Origin of the sequence: Paenibacillus sp. ClWae2A (assembly GCF_032452295.1) — a bacterium.
Classification (GTDB): domain Bacteria; phylum Bacillota; class Bacilli; order Paenibacillales; family Paenibacillaceae; genus Paenibacillus.
In genome coordinates this window covers 513,002-528,042 of the sequence record NZ_JAULSQ010000002.1, presented here as the reverse complement: position 1 = coordinate 528,042, position 15,041 = coordinate 513,002, and the positions used below count along the sequence as shown (strand labels likewise).

The window sequence follows — 15,041 nt, the reverse complement described above, 5'->3', positions numbered from 1 at the left end:
GAACAGGCAAGGTAACCAGAAGGATGGGCATGAACTCAGTGTGTTCATCCTTCATTCCTAAAGCGACTAGGGGGACACAGGAGGTCATCATGGATAAAAAAATACGGATAAGGAATGCAGGCACATTTTTGCTTTTTGGAGGTCCTTCCGTTATTGCGTTTCTAGCAGTTGTTGTTGTCCCTTTTATCGTTGGTTTATATCTTACCTTCACAAATTGGGATGTTCGTACAGGAGACAACACCTTTATCGGTCTTGCGAATTATTCGGCAGTTATGCAGGATACCGTGTTTTGGACACAATTGTGGTTCACCCTGAAGTACGTCTTTTTTACGGTCCTTATTGCAAACGCTGCTGCTTTTTTTATTGCTTTGGTTTTGACAGGCGGCGGCAGAGGCGAACAATGGCTTCGAACCGGATTTTTCACTCCTAACCTGATCGGAGGCATCATTCTCGGGTATCTCTGGCAAACGTTGTTCTCACAGGTTCTTCCGTATTTAGGGGACAAATATAGTTGGTCCTGGTTTGAAACATCATGGTTAACCAATACGGATACGGCATTTTGGGCACTTGTCATCACAACATCCTGGCAATTGATCGGTTATTTGATGATTATTTATATTGCCGGTTTTGCAGGTGTTCCGAATGATGTGCTGGAAGCGGCGAGCATAGACGGAGCGAGCCGATTGGCGACCATCCGCAGAATTATGCTTCCGTTAACGATACCTGCCATCGTAATTTGCGTATTCATTTCCATCTCCAGATCATTTTTGACCTATGATATTAACCTGGCTCTGACCAAGGGAGGACCATTTAACTCCACAGAACTGGCAACGTATCACATTGTACAAAAAGCATTTTTATCCAACCAGTACGGAGTGGGGCAGGCGGAGGCCGTAGTGCTCTTTGCTGTGGTCGCCATTATTGCGTTAACTCAATCTTATCTGCTTAAGAGATTGGAGGTCGAGTCCTGATGAATGCCCGTCGATTTCTTCCGCAGCTGAAGACCGCTCTGCTGTATGGGCTATTGTTTATTTTTTTGACGCCGTTTTTGCTAATCATTATGAACTCGTTCAAGTCAACCCAGCAATTTGTGGAGAATCCACTATCGTTGCCTACCGGGATTGAATTTGGCAACTATGCGAGCGCGTTTGATAATATGGATTTCCTGAACGGATTCATGAATTCCTTCATCATCACCGTTGGTGCGGTTTTACTGATTCTCTTTTTCTCATCCATGACCGGGTATCTGTTTGTAAGATTCAAGTGGCGGGTGAACGGTATTCTCTTCTATGCCATGCTGGCTTCACTGGCACTGCCGTTTCAGGTGTTAATGATTCCTCTCGTGATGTTATATGGCAACCTGAACTTGCTCGACTCCAAGGTTACTTTGCTCTTCATGTATCTTGGCTTTGGTGTACCGTTCGGCGTATTTACGTTCCACGGGTTCATCAAGGGCATTCCGTTTGAGCTTGAAGAATCTGCGTTTATTGAAGGAAGTTCCCGGGTTCGAACCTTTTTCCAGATTGTGTTGCCCCTGTTAAGGCCGGTATTTGTAACGCTGATTGTGCTGGACGTCTTGTGGATCTGGAATGATTATCTGCTGCCAAGTCTGGTGTTATTATCACCCGCGCACAAGACGTTACCACTATCCACCTATAACTTTTTCTCTTCGTATTCCGTTGACTATGCACCCCTGATGGCAGGATTGATTATGACGATTATCCCTGTGCTGATCATGTATTTGCTGCTTCAGAAACAGATCATCAAGGGCATTACGGAAGGTGCATTGAAATAGTATGTAGAGGGGGATGGATGAAATAGGAGAATGAAAAGTCTATAATGAGTAAAAAAGCAAGGTGGTTAACGGATATGCCCAAGATCGAGGATGTAGCCAAAAAGGCGGGAGTGTCTGTCACAACCGTATCGCGTGTGTTAAACAATAGAGGTTACATTAGCGAGAAAACACGTGAGAATGTATATCGTGTTATGAAAGAGCTTGATTATCAGCCCAATGAGATGGCACGAGCTTTATTTCGGAGAAAATCGAATATGATTGGATTGATTATTCCTGATGTCTCCCATCCGTTTTTTAGTGAGCTGACGTATTATCTCGAGTATTATGCGGATAAACAGGGGTATAAGTTACTGCTCTGTAACTCGGATCGTGACATTGTCAAAGAGAGTAAGTATATTGATATGTTGAAAAAAAACAAAGTTGACGCCATCATTACAGGCAGCTCTGTGCTTGATGTCGAGCATTATCTGAATCTTAATCTGCCCATTGTTTCTCTGGATCGCGAGGTGGCAGACAATATTCCGGTGGTTTCTTCGGACAACGAGATGGGGGGCAGACTCGCGACGCAGTTGCTGCTTGATAAGAAATGCAGACAGCCTGCATTTATCTATCGAGGTATCGGTGGTCCACATCATGTGGCGTTGCTGGCGAACGGAAGAGCACAAGGCTATGATGAAGTCGTGACTCAGGCGGGCTACGACCCGATTCATTTGCAGCTGGATGCGTCTGTTAAGGATGAACAGGAGATTGAACAAGAGATCATTCGCTTCCTTCACGAATATCCGCATGTGGATGCTATATTTGCAAGCAGTGATGTGATTGCAGCCGAAGTTGTGCAGGCTTCTCGTCAGGCAGGAAGACGGATTCCCGAGGATATTCGAATCATTGGTTATGATGATGTCAAAATTGCTTCTTTGTTAAGTCCACGTCTAAGCAGTGTCAGACAGCCCATAGAGGAGATGTCCGAACGGATTATCGATTTGGTGGTGAAGCAAATTAATGGAGAAGATGTGCCAAATATGAACCTATTTCCGGTCCAGTTGGTTGAACGGGAAACCACATAGAAGGAGTGCTTTGGAAAGGGCACACTTTTTGTGTGTTAAATATGTCAACCGGTTGACATAAGAGTTATGCTGCAGGAACAGGAAGGAGAACACAATGAAACGGAATACATTCTATCCACCAAGTACACCTGAAGAACAGGGGATAACTTCAGCAGGTATCAACGATTTTCTGGCATGGGTTGAAGCCGAAAGCATTGAGCTTCATGGATTCGTGCTGAAAAGACATGACCATCTTGTTACCGAAGGATGGTGGAAGCCTTATCGTCCGGAGATGCCGCATGCTGTATATTCTCTCACCAAGAGTTTTACTTCGATTGCAACCGGCTTTGCCGTGCAGGAAGGCTTGCTGTCAGTGGAGGACCCGGTCCTGAATTATTTTCCCGAGGTTAAGCCAGCGCAATCATCTATAGACATGGGGAAGCTGAGAATCCGCCATCTATTAACCATGACAACAGGTCATGATACCGATACCGCAAGATTGGGTACAACAGGCAGATTTATGGACTACCGTGCCGAACTGCGGATTGGTGACCGAACGGATGGTGATGAAATCCAGGCATTCTTTGACCAGCCTCTCGTTCATGAACCCGGGACACATTTTCTGTACAACACGGGAGCCAGTTATGTGCTCGGTGTCCTGGTGGAACGAGTCGCGGGTGTTTGCCTTGCCGATTATCTGCAGTCCAGACTGTTTCAGCCCTTGGGAATTCCGAGGCCCATGTGGGAGCAAACGTCTGAAGGAGGAAACATCGGTGGCTGGGGGCTATCGCTTCGAACGAGAGATGTAGCTGAGTTTGGTCAATTTCTTCTAAATCAAGGGCAGTGGAACGGTAAGTCGCTGTTGTTGCCATCATGGATACAGCAGGCCACTTCCTGTCAAGTAAATAGTGTCAATATCAGTTCATCTGGTGAAGAGGATGCGAATATAGACTGGCAACAAGGCTATGGGTATCAATTCTGGCAATGTCGTCATCAGGCATATAGGGCAGACGGAGCATTTGGACAGTACTGCATTGTACTCCCGGAGCGGAATGCGGTGATTGCGATCCAAGCCGGACTGAGCGACATGCAGCGTGTACTGGATGCAATATGGACACATGTACTACCTGCGATGCAGGATGCTGCTCTGGCTCCGAATTTGTCTTCACAACAGCAGCTTTCGGAGAGACTCGCGAACTTGGAAGTGGGGCATAAGACAAGTATTCATGAGTCTATGCCGGTTACAGGCACCAGACGTTATAAGCTGGAGCCGAACAAACAAAATCTGAAGTGTATCGCCCTGAGTCTGACAGACCAATCATGGTATTTCGAATGGAAGGATGATGGTGGGGGTACACAAGGATTGTCAGGTCGTTATGAATGGGGAGAGGCCCGATTGCCTTCAGGAAGGCTGGCATCTGTCAAAGGGGCATGGATCCATTCGTCCACCTTGGAGATCTGTATCTGTATGCCTGATTCACCGCATTACGATCGCATTCATTTTGTATTTGAAGGACAGATCATCCACCTGCATTATGTTCATTTGAATTTTGAATGCATTGAAGAACGTTTGAAGGGCCATGCAACGTAGGAATAAATGTGATGATAATGTATCAAAGAAGTGTGCGAAGCCCCAGTATTTGGTAGTTATGAGAATGGAGGATAACCCATGGAGTTTGAGAAGCGTGTGGTTCCGGAATTACGGGCAGGATTATCCATACTGGAACCGTTCAGACTTCCCGAAGATTTAATGCAAATACGTGCTATACATCCTCAGGCGGTACAGCAACCCCAAGCTGTCGAGATTGTGTACCTGCAGATCCACGGGGTACACGGGAACGAGCTGCAGCTCAGACTCTATAAGCCACGTTCTGCTGATACCCGGAAACGACCGACGCTACTATGGATTCATGGCGGTGGTTTGATTCTAGGCAGCCCCGAAGCGGATGATCAGCTTTGTATCGACTTTGTGTCCGCTGCGGACTGTATTGTGGTTTCCCCGAATTATCGCTTGGCCCCTGAATTCCCTTATCCTGCAGGGTTAGAAGACTGTTATAGCACGCTGCAATGGATATCCGCTTCAACTGAGGTGTGGGGAATGGATTGCCATCGCATTGCCGTTGGTGGGGCCAGTGCGGGTGGTGGGTTGGCAGCGGCTCTTACACTCTTGGCGAGAGATCGTCATGGTCCCGGGATCATGTTTCAAATGCTACTCTATCCGATGCTGGATCATCGCAATGTGACGCCGTCCAGTTATGAGATTACGCACCCGTCGGTGTGGAATCGTGCAAACAATCTGGAAGCATGGCGCATGTATTTGGGGCAGGAATTAACCGAGGGCGTTCCAATCTATGCCAGCCCTGGCCTTGCGACCGATCTGACGGATTTGCCAGCCGCCTATATCTGTGTTGGCGAACTTGATCTCTTCCGTGACGAGACGTTAGATTATGTCACCCGGCTGGCAAGGGCTGGAGTCGAGGTTGAGTTTCATCTGTACCCGGGTTGTTACCATGCTTCTGAACATGTCGTTCCCGAAGCGGACATCAGCCAGCGTATCCGGTCGGAGTACATTCAGGGTCTGGTCCGAGCGTACAGGAAGCCTGATATTTAAAAAAAGAGCCCGTCTTAATTAAAGCATCAGATAGGAAACGTTATTACAATAAGGTTGTTCTGTCATGCTGTTACTTTTTAGATGATGCTGGCAGTGCTTTGAGGAGGGAAGACTATGTTTGAGCTGGATGAAAGAATTACTTTTGAGAATCGTTCCAATGATCTGTTAGCTATCGGTGAGTTGCTGGTGGATCTGATATCCAATGAATACGGAGATCATGCAGGATCTGACGGGTATACACGTTATGTTGGAGGTGCACCTTCCAACATCGCGATTAATGTCAATCGGCTCGGGATACGGTCACGTATTGTTTCAGCCGTTGGAGAGGATGGATTTGGAACATTTTTACTGCAACATCTTCAGCGGGCGGGTATGAGTACAGAAAGCATTAAACGTGTGAATGAAGCTACTAGCATGGTTGTGGTTAGTAAAAGCAAGGGAACTCCCGTCCCAATTTTTTATCGGGCGGCTGATTATCAACTGAATTACGATGCATCACTTGAGTCGTTGCTGGGTAATTCCAAGATCATTCATTTTTCCTGTTGGCCTTTATCGCGACAGCCAGCCAGGGATACGGTGGAAAAAGTTATGATTGAAGCGAGAAGGAAAGGGATATATATCGGATTTGATCCGAACTTCCATTCAATGATTTGGCAGCCTGGAGAAGATGGTGTGGCTTATGTCAAAGAGATGATCCCGCAGGTGGATTTCATCAAACCATCCAAGGATGATGCGGATCGTCTGTTTGGAGAAGCAACGCCAGAGCAGCATATGCAACGATTTTTGGCATTGGGGGCCCGGTTGGTGATTCTGACGTTGGGGGAAGACGGAGCGATGGTCTCGAATGGCAAAGAGATCGTGACTTTTGCTTCCTGTGCAACAGAGGTCGTGGATACAACGGGGGCCGGAGATGCCTTCTGGTCAGGCTTTTATACCGGACTTGTGGAGGGTTACACGCTCCACGAAGCACTGAAGTCGGGGTTTGCTGTCAGTGCCTATAAATTACGATACAGTGGTGCCATCGTGGATCTGCCACCACTCAAGATGATCAGACAAGAGTTTGGAATAGAAGAGGGTGCATCCTATGCTTAAAAATCAGGTTCAATTAATAACATATCCAGATTCACTTGGAGGTAGTCTGACTAAGCTGGACCAATTGCTGCGAACGGATTTTGCCGATCTGTTCCCGGGGGGAGTTCATATATTGCCACCCTTTCCTTCCTCGGGAGACCGCGGATTTGCTCCACTGACCTATTTGGAGATTGATCCCGCGTTTGGTTCGTGGGATGACATTCGCTCCATTGGCGAGCATACGGATGTACTAGTGGATCTGATGGTTAATCATATTTCACAGCAGTCCCCCTATTTTCAGGATTTTCTGGTTAAAGGGCGTGCATCTGAATATGCAGATTTGTTCTTGACGCTGGATAAGGTGTGGGAAGATGGCAATCCCGTTCAAGAGCATATCGACAACATGTTTTTACGGCGTGAAGTCCCGTACTCCAGTTTTGTCATTCAGGAGAATGGTCAGGAAGAGAAGGTATGGACCACCTTTGGGAAAACTGATCCGTCGGAACAGATTGACCTTGATATTCGCGCTGTTGTCACTCAACAATTGCTTCGCTCCTTTTTTGTGAACTTCAAACAGAACAATGTCAAAATTGTAAGGCTGGATGCGGTTGGTTACGTAATTAAAAAGTTGGGAACCAGTTGTTTCTTTGTTGAACCGGATATTTACGTTTTCCTGGATTGGGTGAAGGCGTTAGCCGATGAGCTTGAGATTGAATTGCTGCCCGAGGTACATGCTCATTACAGCATACAGTACAAGCTGGCGGAATACGGCTGCTGGATATACGATTTTATACTGCCATACCGGGTTCTGGAGGCATTGATTAACCGTTCTGGCGGTGAATTGTGCCGTTATCTGGAGACTAGACCTGCCAAACAGTTTACGATGCTGGATTGTCATGACGGTATTCCCGTCAAGCCGGATCTCGATGGATTAATCGAAACGCAGGATGCACAGCGGGTAGTGGATACGTGTCTGGAGCGTGGAGCCAACCTCAGTCTGATTTTATCGGATAAACACAAATCGGAAGACGGCTTTGATGTACATCAGATCCGGTGCACGTATTACAGTGCCTTAAATCAAGATGACGATGCTTACCTCGCGGCGCGAGCCATTCAGTTTTTTGTTCCGGGCATTCCCCAGGTCTATTATGTGGGACTCTTCGCCGGGGTAAATGATCTGGAGCGCGTTGCACTGACCGGTGAGGGAAGAGAGATTAATCGCCAGAACTATACGATGGAGGAAATTAAGCGGCAGCTGGAGAAAAAGGTCGTGCTTCGCCTTACGGAGTTAATCCGGTTTCGGAATACACATCAGGCGTTTCAAGGGCAGTTCAGTGTGCTTGAATCAACGGATGATATCATCTGTCTGGCGTGGATTCTGGGTGAACAGCAATGCCGACTGACAGTTGACCTCAAAACGTATCAATCCATCGTGAGTTATACCGAAGATTCTGGTGAGTTCGCGGAATATCGGATTTGACCCAAATCAGGAGGTTGCATATATGGCCACAGTACAGGTAAACTTCTTTTCAAAAAGCATGCGCAGAGAAGTGTCGTTTAACGCCCTTCTGCCAGTGGACTCACCCATGATTCCGGGACAGTCTGAATCGATGAACGGACAGAAGCCCCTTAAATCCCTATATCTGCTGAACGGATACTCGGGAAGTCAATGGGACTGGATTACTTTCTCGCGTATACGTGAGCTTGCTGACCGATACCGGATGGCTATATTTATGCCGGCAGGTGAAAATCATTTTTATCTGGATGATGAGGATAAGGGGGATCTGCATGGACAATATGTAGGCAAGGAACTGGTAGAATTCACACGTGGACTGTTTCCGCTCTCCGTACGCCGGGAAGACACTTATATTGGTGGTTTATCCATGGGCGGGTATGGGGCGATCCGAAACGGCTTGAAATATGCCGAACATTTCGGCGGTATTATCGCGTTATCTTCAGCCCTTATTTCCTACAAAATAGCAAATGCACAGCCTGGATATAATGATGGGATAGCCGATTACAGCTATTTCCGGCGAGTATTTGGTGATCTGAATCAGCTTGAGGGCAGTGATAAAGATCCGGAAGCTTTGGTCTTGCAGTTGAAGGAAAAAGGGATGCCCATCCCACAAATCTATATGGCCTGTGGAACAGAGGACTTTTTGCTGGATGTTAATCAACGCTTCCGGGATTTTCTGCGGACTGAGAATGTTCCCGTGATCTACACGGAGGGCCCAGGGCTGCATAACTGGGATTTCTGGAATGATTATATTGCCCGTGCGCTGGAATGGGCGGGAGAGACGGTCGATTGAAAGCGTAAGTTAATATAACAGTTGTATCAAGCCAAGCCTCTGAGGGTCGCGAGTAATGCAGCGATTGTTCAGGGGCTGTGTGAATTATGCGATAAAACAAGAGAAGAGGGAAAGCCATGAAGGGAAGACGGTTATCGAGAAGCAGAAGCATCGTAGTTCGATTGTACACCCAGATCACTGTTATTCTAGTTATTCTCTTTGCGGCACTTCTCTTGAGTAACATCTATTCACTTCAGGTTGTACAGAACCATATTGTCAGCAACTCGGAGCACACACTGGCCATTTATACTGAATCTATTCACAATAATCTGGATATTTATGCTAAGGATCTGATGGAAGTCTTTGAGAATCAAGCTGATTTTGCCCGTGATTATGGCACTCAATACATAGACTCTGAAAAAGGGGATTACTTCAAGGATATGCGTTTAATGAACGCGCTGAAATCGAAGATGTCCAATAACTACGCCAGTGATGGCATGTTTATTCAAATCGCTCGTGGCGAAAGACTCTTGACGCTGTTTGGCAATCGAATCCACTCTGCGGATAAGGTGGCGTTGTCCGATTTTTTGAAGCAACAGAACTGGCAAGCGCTCCAGCTGTCGGGAGATCAGGATGTGAAGTGGAACACGATGAATGTGAACGGAACCTTCTATCTATTCAAGTTTATTACGTACGGGGATGTGAGTTTTGGAACCTGTGTTCAAGCGAGTAGTTTGCTTTCCCTGACCAGTAGTGAAGGAGAACCTGCCAGTTCATTTGTGCTGAGCGGTCAGGATGGCCGCATTCTGACAACGACCAGCAATGGGCAGATCACTACGGGAGGTTATTTGGATACTGCGGAGCAGCAACTGGGAAAACGATATCTTTTTGTAAGCAAATCGGTTGACGAATTTGGTGAAATAACTCACATGGTTGCCAGTCAAAGCGTGTTTTCCGGCTTAAAGCTTATTCAATGGCTAATCATTGTTCTTGGAGCAAGCTCCATTATTGTGGTGCCACTCGTCATGAGATTTATTGCCAGAGAGATGTTGCGTCCTATTCTCGAGCTTGTCCGGTCTGCAAAAGAGGTAGAGAAAGGAAAGCCGTCCTTCCCCCCTCCTTCCAGAGAATACTCACTTGAATTTATGAAGCTGTTCCAAGCTTTTCAGTCGATGGTGCACGAGATCACCCATTTGAAGATTCGATCCTATGAGGAACGCATTGAGAAAAGCAGGGCGGAGCTGAAGGTATTACAGATGCAGATCAGACCCCACTTTTACCTGAATGCCATATCGACCATATCCAGCCTTACGTATCAGAACAGGAATGAAGAGATTAGGCAGATGATCCAGATGTTATCCGGGCATCTTCGGTATATGTTCAAGGCAGAGCTGATGCTTGTTAGTATCGATGAAGAGATGAGACATGTTGAAAACTATATTCGAATGCAGGAAATTCGATATCCTGATCAGATTTTTTATATGACGGATGTGGAACCGAGAGCTGAGGCTGTTCGTGTCCCGCAGCTATTAATCCAGACGTTTGTGGAGAACTGTTTCAAGCATGCGCTGACATATGGGGAGCTGTTATCCATTTTTATTCGAGTGAACATGGAGATGATTGCAGGCGAGACTTACGTTCATATCGTGATTGAAGACAATGGAGACGGGTTCCCGAACGCATGGCTTCAGGGATTACAAGAGGGTACACTTGAGGGGCGGGAAGGCGAACACGTGGGTGTCGCAACCATTCGGAAAACATTACAATTGCTGTACAAACAGGATGATTTGGTGATGCTCTCTAACGCAGAATCCTCTGGTGCCAAGATTGATATCCGGATACCCGTCTTAGCCGAATCTATTCCTGTAAGCAGATCCGAAAGAGGGGGAGCATAATGAAATGTATGCTTATTGATGATGATGTTCCTACAGTTCAAGTATTAACAGACATTATCCCTTGGGGAGAATATGGTTTCTCAGAGGTGTCCCGGGCCCACTGTGTTCAAGATGCACAAATGCTGTTTGCAGCAGGTATTCCTGATCTGGTCATATGCGATATTGAGATGCCGCGCGGTTCGGGCATCGAGATGATCCAGTGGATCAGAGAGCGGGGATATGATTGTGCGTTTATTTTTTTTACGTGTCACGAAAGTTTTGACTTTGCTTCAACAGCGATATCCTATAACGCAGACTCTTATCTGCTGAAGCCTTTGAATCAGGAGAAGCTTGAAGCGGCTGTGCTGAAGGCGGTGGGTGGGTTGAAGTGGAGAAGGAAACTGGGGGAATATCAGAAATTTGGCATGGCCTGGCTGAAAAACAAGGGACTTGTCGAGTCCAGCTTCTGGACAGATATTCTGATGGCATCCATCTCACCGCGGCGGGATCTGATTCAGGGAGAGATTCACAAAAGGGAATTAACTATTGAGACAGAACAAAGCTATGTACTGCTGCTTGTCAGTGTATTTTTGTCAGAGATCGATCAGCGATGGAACGAAAGTACATTTCGTTATGCCTTTGCCAATCTCAGCTCGGAAATCATCTTGTTGCGTCTCCATTATGACAGAGTAGTATCCTATCAGAAAAACAACAGGCTGTATGTTGCTGTTGTGGTGGATGAGCGTAACATAGGCCGGATACAGCTGGAAGAGCGGGGGAAACGTCTGATTCAACTGATGAATGAGTATTTGAAATGTGTGGGTACCTGTTATATCAGCGAGCCCATACATATTGAGGGACTTGCCCAATTGAAGGCCAAGCTGGAACGCATGGACGGTTCAAATATCATGTTCAGAGGCAAGGTGCATTGGCAGAATGCTGTTTTCTCACGTGAGCGCATGGAGCGATTTGATCTCGATACCCCGCGTTACACAAGTTTATTTGTGGAGCGCGAGAAGGCTCAGATCGTGAATCGGCTGAAAAAGGATCTGGAGCAGCTCGCTGCCAAAAATCAGCTGGATGCTGAAATGTTACATGTCATTCGGGAAGACTTTCTCCAGGTCGTGTATGCCATACTGGCCAGAAATAATGTGCAGGCGCATCAGCTTTTCACTGATTCGCTCGCCCAGCAGCTGTATCTTAAGTCGGAGCACAGCATTTTTGATTTTATGAAATGGGCACATCTGATCACCGAACGCACCATCGAAACTATGAAGGAAACCCAACGTTCGGAAGGTATTGCGGATAAGGCCAAACGTTATATTCACGAGAATTACAGCAAGGACCTGAACCGCGAGGATGTCGCTGCCAGCGTATTCCTGACACCGGATTACCTAGCCAAAGTATTTAAACAAGAGACAGGAATGACCATGAAGGAATACCTCAATGAGTGTCGGATTGCAGCCGCCAAGCTTATGTTAATAGACAGCCGTTTAAGTATTGGACAGATTGCCATGGAGACCGGGTATGAGAACATCTCCTACTTTTCCACCGTATTCAAAAAGCTTGCAGGCGAAACCCCGAATGCGTACAGGTCGAGGCATCGTCTTGTGCAGAAGAAAGGTTGAATACAAGCAGTGCATCGCATGAATCCCGGAGACTCTGCTTCATCAGGAGCAGGGTTTTTGTTGTACCTGCTGTCATGAACATTGAACCCGTATTTATGAAAAAACAGTCCGTTTTTGTTAAAGCCGTGCTCCTCTGTATTTTATAAAATGAAAACGAATACAAGTTCGACAAGAGGAGGTCTGAAGCAAGATGACAAAAACAAAGAGAATATGGGGTACCCTGCTGTCATTGGTGTTATGCGGTTCACTGTTGGCAGGATGCGGCGAAGATACATCATCTTCAACTGCTGAAGAAGCGGCAGGTTCGCAAAAAGTGGACAAGGTGGTGTTTGCAATGCCTTCCTTCAATCGTATTCCGGATGATATCAGCAAGGTTACCGCTGCCATTAATGCGATTACCGTTCCGAACATTGGAGTGGAGGTGGATTTCAGATTGTACGGCCCGGCCGATTATGCTCAGAAAGTCAATCTTGCCTTGCAGAGCGGTGAGCAAATGGATGTTTTCACAACGTTGGGACAATTTACGAATTACGTGTCTAAAAATCAGGTATATCCGCTCGATGAGTTGCTGCCAGAGTACGGCAAGGAACTAACACAGATTCTGGAGCAGGATTTTGGCCCAAATCTGCTCGATGCCACAACGATGAACGGACATATTTACGGAATTCCGGTTAACAAAGGCATGTCGCTTCCAACCAACATCGTCTACAATGCCGACATGCTGAAGGATGCGGGTTTTACTGTGGATGATCTCACCTCTCTGGATGATCTTCCCGATATCTTTGAAGCGGTTAAACACAATAATCCGGATGTCATTCCTTTTGGGCCCGTGAATGTAAATCCAAGTGACACCAATTTGGTTCTTGCACTGAAAGGGCTGCACAAGATTGACTTTCTGTCTGATACGACCGGTATAGGTGTTGTTGTTGGTGATGATGGAAAAGTCCGGAATTTCTATGATACGGATGAGTTCAAAAGTGGTGCAAAAATGATGAGAAACTGGTTCGACAATGGCTTCCTCGAAAAGGATGCTGCAACGACTTCAATCGGCTTCTCGGATACCATAGCTTCGGGACGCGGATTTTCATTCCTCGGCGGATACAGCGGCATGGAAGCAGCCAAGGCACTGAGCGCACAGACGGGCAAAAATCTGGAAATGAAACGTTTGGTACCGTACTATTTCGATACCAACGCGGTTAATCTGGTGAGCTGGATGGTATCCAGCACAACTAAAGTCCCCGAGGGTTCGGTCAAGTTTCTTAATATGCTCTATACCGATCAGGAGCTGATCAATACCATTTTGTACGGCATTGAAGGTGAGGATTATGTCAAGGTGGATGAGCATCACGTGAAATTCCCTGATGGCATGGATGCCTCCAGTGTCCCGTATACAGCCATGCTGAGTACAGGCATCGTAGGTTCGGAATCGCTGCAATATCAGCTTGAAGGTGTGAATTGGTCTGATGTTGAACTGAAGCTTAAGGAGAACAAGGAGACGGAGAGATCCCCTTATTTCGGTTTTATCTTTGACCCGAGTGAAGTGAAGACACAGATGAGTGCGGTAACGAATGTAGTCAATCAATATCTGCCTGCACTGGTAACGGGTGTGCTTGATCCGGATACGACCATTCCCCAATTCGTGAAAGCACTGAATGATGCGGGTGCTGACGATATTATCGCAAGCAAACAAAAACAGCTGGATCAGTGGATTGCCGAGCAAAAATAAAATGTGCACTAACGTTTAATGTTGAGTGGTGTACAGGGTGTAATATGTACCTGCTCAACATTAAGGAGGAGAATGGAGCAATGACTGTGAAAACCAAATCCGGAGGGCTTAGAAAAACGCTCCCTTTACTGCTGCTGGCTGCCCCTGGTCTGTTATATTTCCTGATTAACAACTATCTTCCGATGGCGGGCATCTTTATTGCTTTCAAGGATGTGAATTATGCCAAAGGCATATTCGGGAGTGACTGGGTAGGCTTCGACAATTTCAGGTTTCTGTTTCAGACCAGCGATGCCTGGATCATGACACGTAACACGCTGTTATACAATATCGCCTTTATCATCCTTGGCACCCTGTTATCCATTGCTATTGCCATCCTGATGTCAGAACTGTTGAAAAACGTATGGTCGAAGCTGTTCCAGTCAGGACTTGTATTGCCAAATCTCATCTCGATGGTTGTCCTTTCTTACATCGTATATGCGTTCCTGAATGCAGATAGCGGGTTCATCAATAATTCCATCTTAAAACCACTCGGTATTCCAGAGATTAACTGGTATTCGGAGGCCAAGTATTGGCCCTATCTGCTGGTCTTGATTCAATTGTGGAAAACGGCAGGGTACGGCTCTATCGTGTACATTGCTTTTATATCCGGTATTGACAAGAGCATATACGAAGCTGCGAAAATCGACGGGGCAGGCAAGCTCAAGCAGATTCGCATGATTACGCTACCTTTGCTGAAACCAACCATTATTATTCTGGGCCTGATGTCCATTGGACGAATCTTTAACTCCGATTTTGGCCTATTCTATCAGGTGCCGATGAATGCAGGAGCTTTATACAGCACAACCCAGACGATTGATACGTACGTGTACCGGGCACTGATGCAAGTGAATGATATCGGCATGTCAGCCGCTGCGGGATTGTACCAATCTATCGTCGGATTCATTCTGGTCATGGTTGCAAATACGATTGTCAAAAAAGTTAATCCTGAGAACGCACTATTTTAGG

At 46.5% G+C, this 15,041-nt stretch carries 12 protein-coding genes; all 12 read left to right on the top strand.

From position 1 onward, the window contains the following. Positions 1-89: 89 nt before the first annotated feature. Positions 90-971: a carbohydrate ABC transporter permease gene (locus tag QVE09_RS08360; protein WP_315936448.1), complete on the top strand. Its 882-nt coding sequence runs from the start codon at positions 90-92 to the stop codon at positions 969-971. Beyond that, positions 971-1,795, top strand: a complete 825-nt coding sequence (locus QVE09_RS08355) for a carbohydrate ABC transporter permease (protein WP_315936447.1) — start codon at positions 971-973, stop codon at positions 1,793-1,795. The genes QVE09_RS08360 and QVE09_RS08355 overlap by 1 nt, the downstream gene beginning before the upstream one ends. Positions 1,796-1,869: 74 nt before the next feature. Then, positions 1,870-2,859, top strand: a complete 990-nt coding sequence (locus QVE09_RS08350) for a LacI family DNA-binding transcriptional regulator (protein WP_315936883.1) — start codon at positions 1,870-1,872, stop codon at positions 2,857-2,859. A gap of 94 nt (positions 2,860-2,953) precedes the next feature. Further along, positions 2,954-4,429 (top strand): serine hydrolase domain-containing protein, encoded by a 1,476-nt coding sequence (locus QVE09_RS08345; protein ID WP_315936446.1) that lies wholly within the window; start codon positions 2,954-2,956, stop codon positions 4,427-4,429. A gap of 78 nt (positions 4,430-4,507) precedes the next feature. Beyond that, positions 4,508-5,449, top strand: coding sequence for an alpha/beta hydrolase (locus QVE09_RS08340; protein WP_315936445.1), 942 nt, complete (start codon positions 4,508-4,510; stop codon positions 5,447-5,449). A 114-nt stretch (positions 5,450-5,563) separates the two neighbouring features. Continuing rightward, a complete protein-coding gene (locus QVE09_RS08335) occupies positions 5,564-6,541 on the top strand; it encodes a carbohydrate kinase family protein (protein WP_315936444.1) in 978 nt (325 codons plus the stop codon). After that, positions 6,534-8,000: a sucrose phosphorylase gene (gene gtfA, locus QVE09_RS08330; RefSeq protein ID WP_315936443.1), complete on the top strand. Its 1,467-nt coding sequence runs from the start codon at positions 6,534-6,536 to the stop codon at positions 7,998-8,000. The genes QVE09_RS08335 and gtfA overlap by 8 nt, the downstream gene beginning before the upstream one ends. A gap of 22 nt (positions 8,001-8,022) precedes the next feature. Further along, positions 8,023-8,829: an alpha/beta hydrolase gene (locus QVE09_RS08325; RefSeq protein ID WP_315936442.1), complete on the top strand. Its 807-nt coding sequence runs from the start codon at positions 8,023-8,025 to the stop codon at positions 8,827-8,829. Positions 8,830-8,945: 116 nt separating this feature from the next. Then, the gene (locus QVE09_RS08320) at positions 8,946-10,703 is read left to right on the top strand and encodes a sensor histidine kinase (RefSeq protein ID WP_315936441.1); all 1,758 of its coding nucleotides are present in this window, start codon (positions 8,946-8,948) and stop codon (positions 10,701-10,703) included. Then, positions 10,703-12,310, top strand: a complete 1,608-nt coding sequence (locus QVE09_RS08315) for a response regulator transcription factor (RefSeq protein WP_315936440.1) — start codon at positions 10,703-10,705, stop codon at positions 12,308-12,310. The genes QVE09_RS08320 and QVE09_RS08315 overlap by 1 nt, the downstream gene beginning before the upstream one ends. Before the next feature lie 190 nt (positions 12,311-12,500). Further along, positions 12,501-14,036, top strand: coding sequence for an ABC transporter substrate-binding protein (locus QVE09_RS08310; protein WP_315936439.1), 1,536 nt, complete (start codon positions 12,501-12,503; stop codon positions 14,034-14,036). 80 nt (positions 14,037-14,116) lie between these two features. Beyond that, positions 14,117-15,040: an ABC transporter permease gene (locus QVE09_RS08305; protein WP_315936438.1), complete on the top strand. Its 924-nt coding sequence runs from the start codon at positions 14,117-14,119 to the stop codon at positions 15,038-15,040. The last annotated feature ends 1 nt before the right edge of the window (position 15,041 follow it).

Excerpts from the sequence above, each read along its gene's own strand:
- QVE09_RS08360 (WP_315936448.1), top strand. The coding sequence starts at position 90 with ATGGATAAAAAAATACGGATAAGGAATGCAGGCACATTTTTGCTTTTT.
- QVE09_RS08335 (WP_315936444.1), top strand. The coding sequence starts at position 5,564 with ATGTTTGAGCTGGATGAAAGAATTACTTTTGAGAATCGTTCCAATGAT.
- QVE09_RS08325 (WP_315936442.1), top strand. The coding sequence starts at position 8,023 with ATGGCCACAGTACAGGTAAACTTCTTTTCAAAAAGCATGCGCAGAGAA.
- QVE09_RS08345 (WP_315936446.1), top strand. The coding sequence starts at position 2,954 with ATGAAACGGAATACATTCTATCCACCAAGTACACCTGAAGAACAGGGG.
- QVE09_RS08320 (WP_315936441.1), top strand. The coding sequence starts at position 8,946 with ATGAAGGGAAGACGGTTATCGAGAAGCAGAAGCATCGTAGTTCGATTG.
- QVE09_RS08315 (WP_315936440.1), top strand. The coding sequence starts at position 10,703 with ATGAAATGTATGCTTATTGATGATGATGTTCCTACAGTTCAAGTATTA.
- QVE09_RS08305 (WP_315936438.1), top strand. The coding sequence starts at position 14,117 with ATGACTGTGAAAACCAAATCCGGAGGGCTTAGAAAAACGCTCCCTTTA.
- QVE09_RS08340 (WP_315936445.1), top strand. The coding sequence starts at position 4,508 with ATGGAGTTTGAGAAGCGTGTGGTTCCGGAATTACGGGCAGGATTATCC.
- QVE09_RS08350 (WP_315936883.1), top strand. The coding sequence starts at position 1,870 with ATGCCCAAGATCGAGGATGTAGCCAAAAAGGCGGGAGTGTCTGTCACA.
- gtfA (WP_315936443.1), top strand. The coding sequence starts at position 6,534 with ATGCTTAAAAATCAGGTTCAATTAATAACATATCCAGATTCACTTGGA.
- QVE09_RS08310 (WP_315936439.1), top strand. The coding sequence starts at position 12,501 with ATGACAAAAACAAAGAGAATATGGGGTACCCTGCTGTCATTGGTGTTA.
- QVE09_RS08355 (WP_315936447.1), top strand. The coding sequence starts at position 971 with ATGAATGCCCGTCGATTTCTTCCGCAGCTGAAGACCGCTCTGCTGTAT.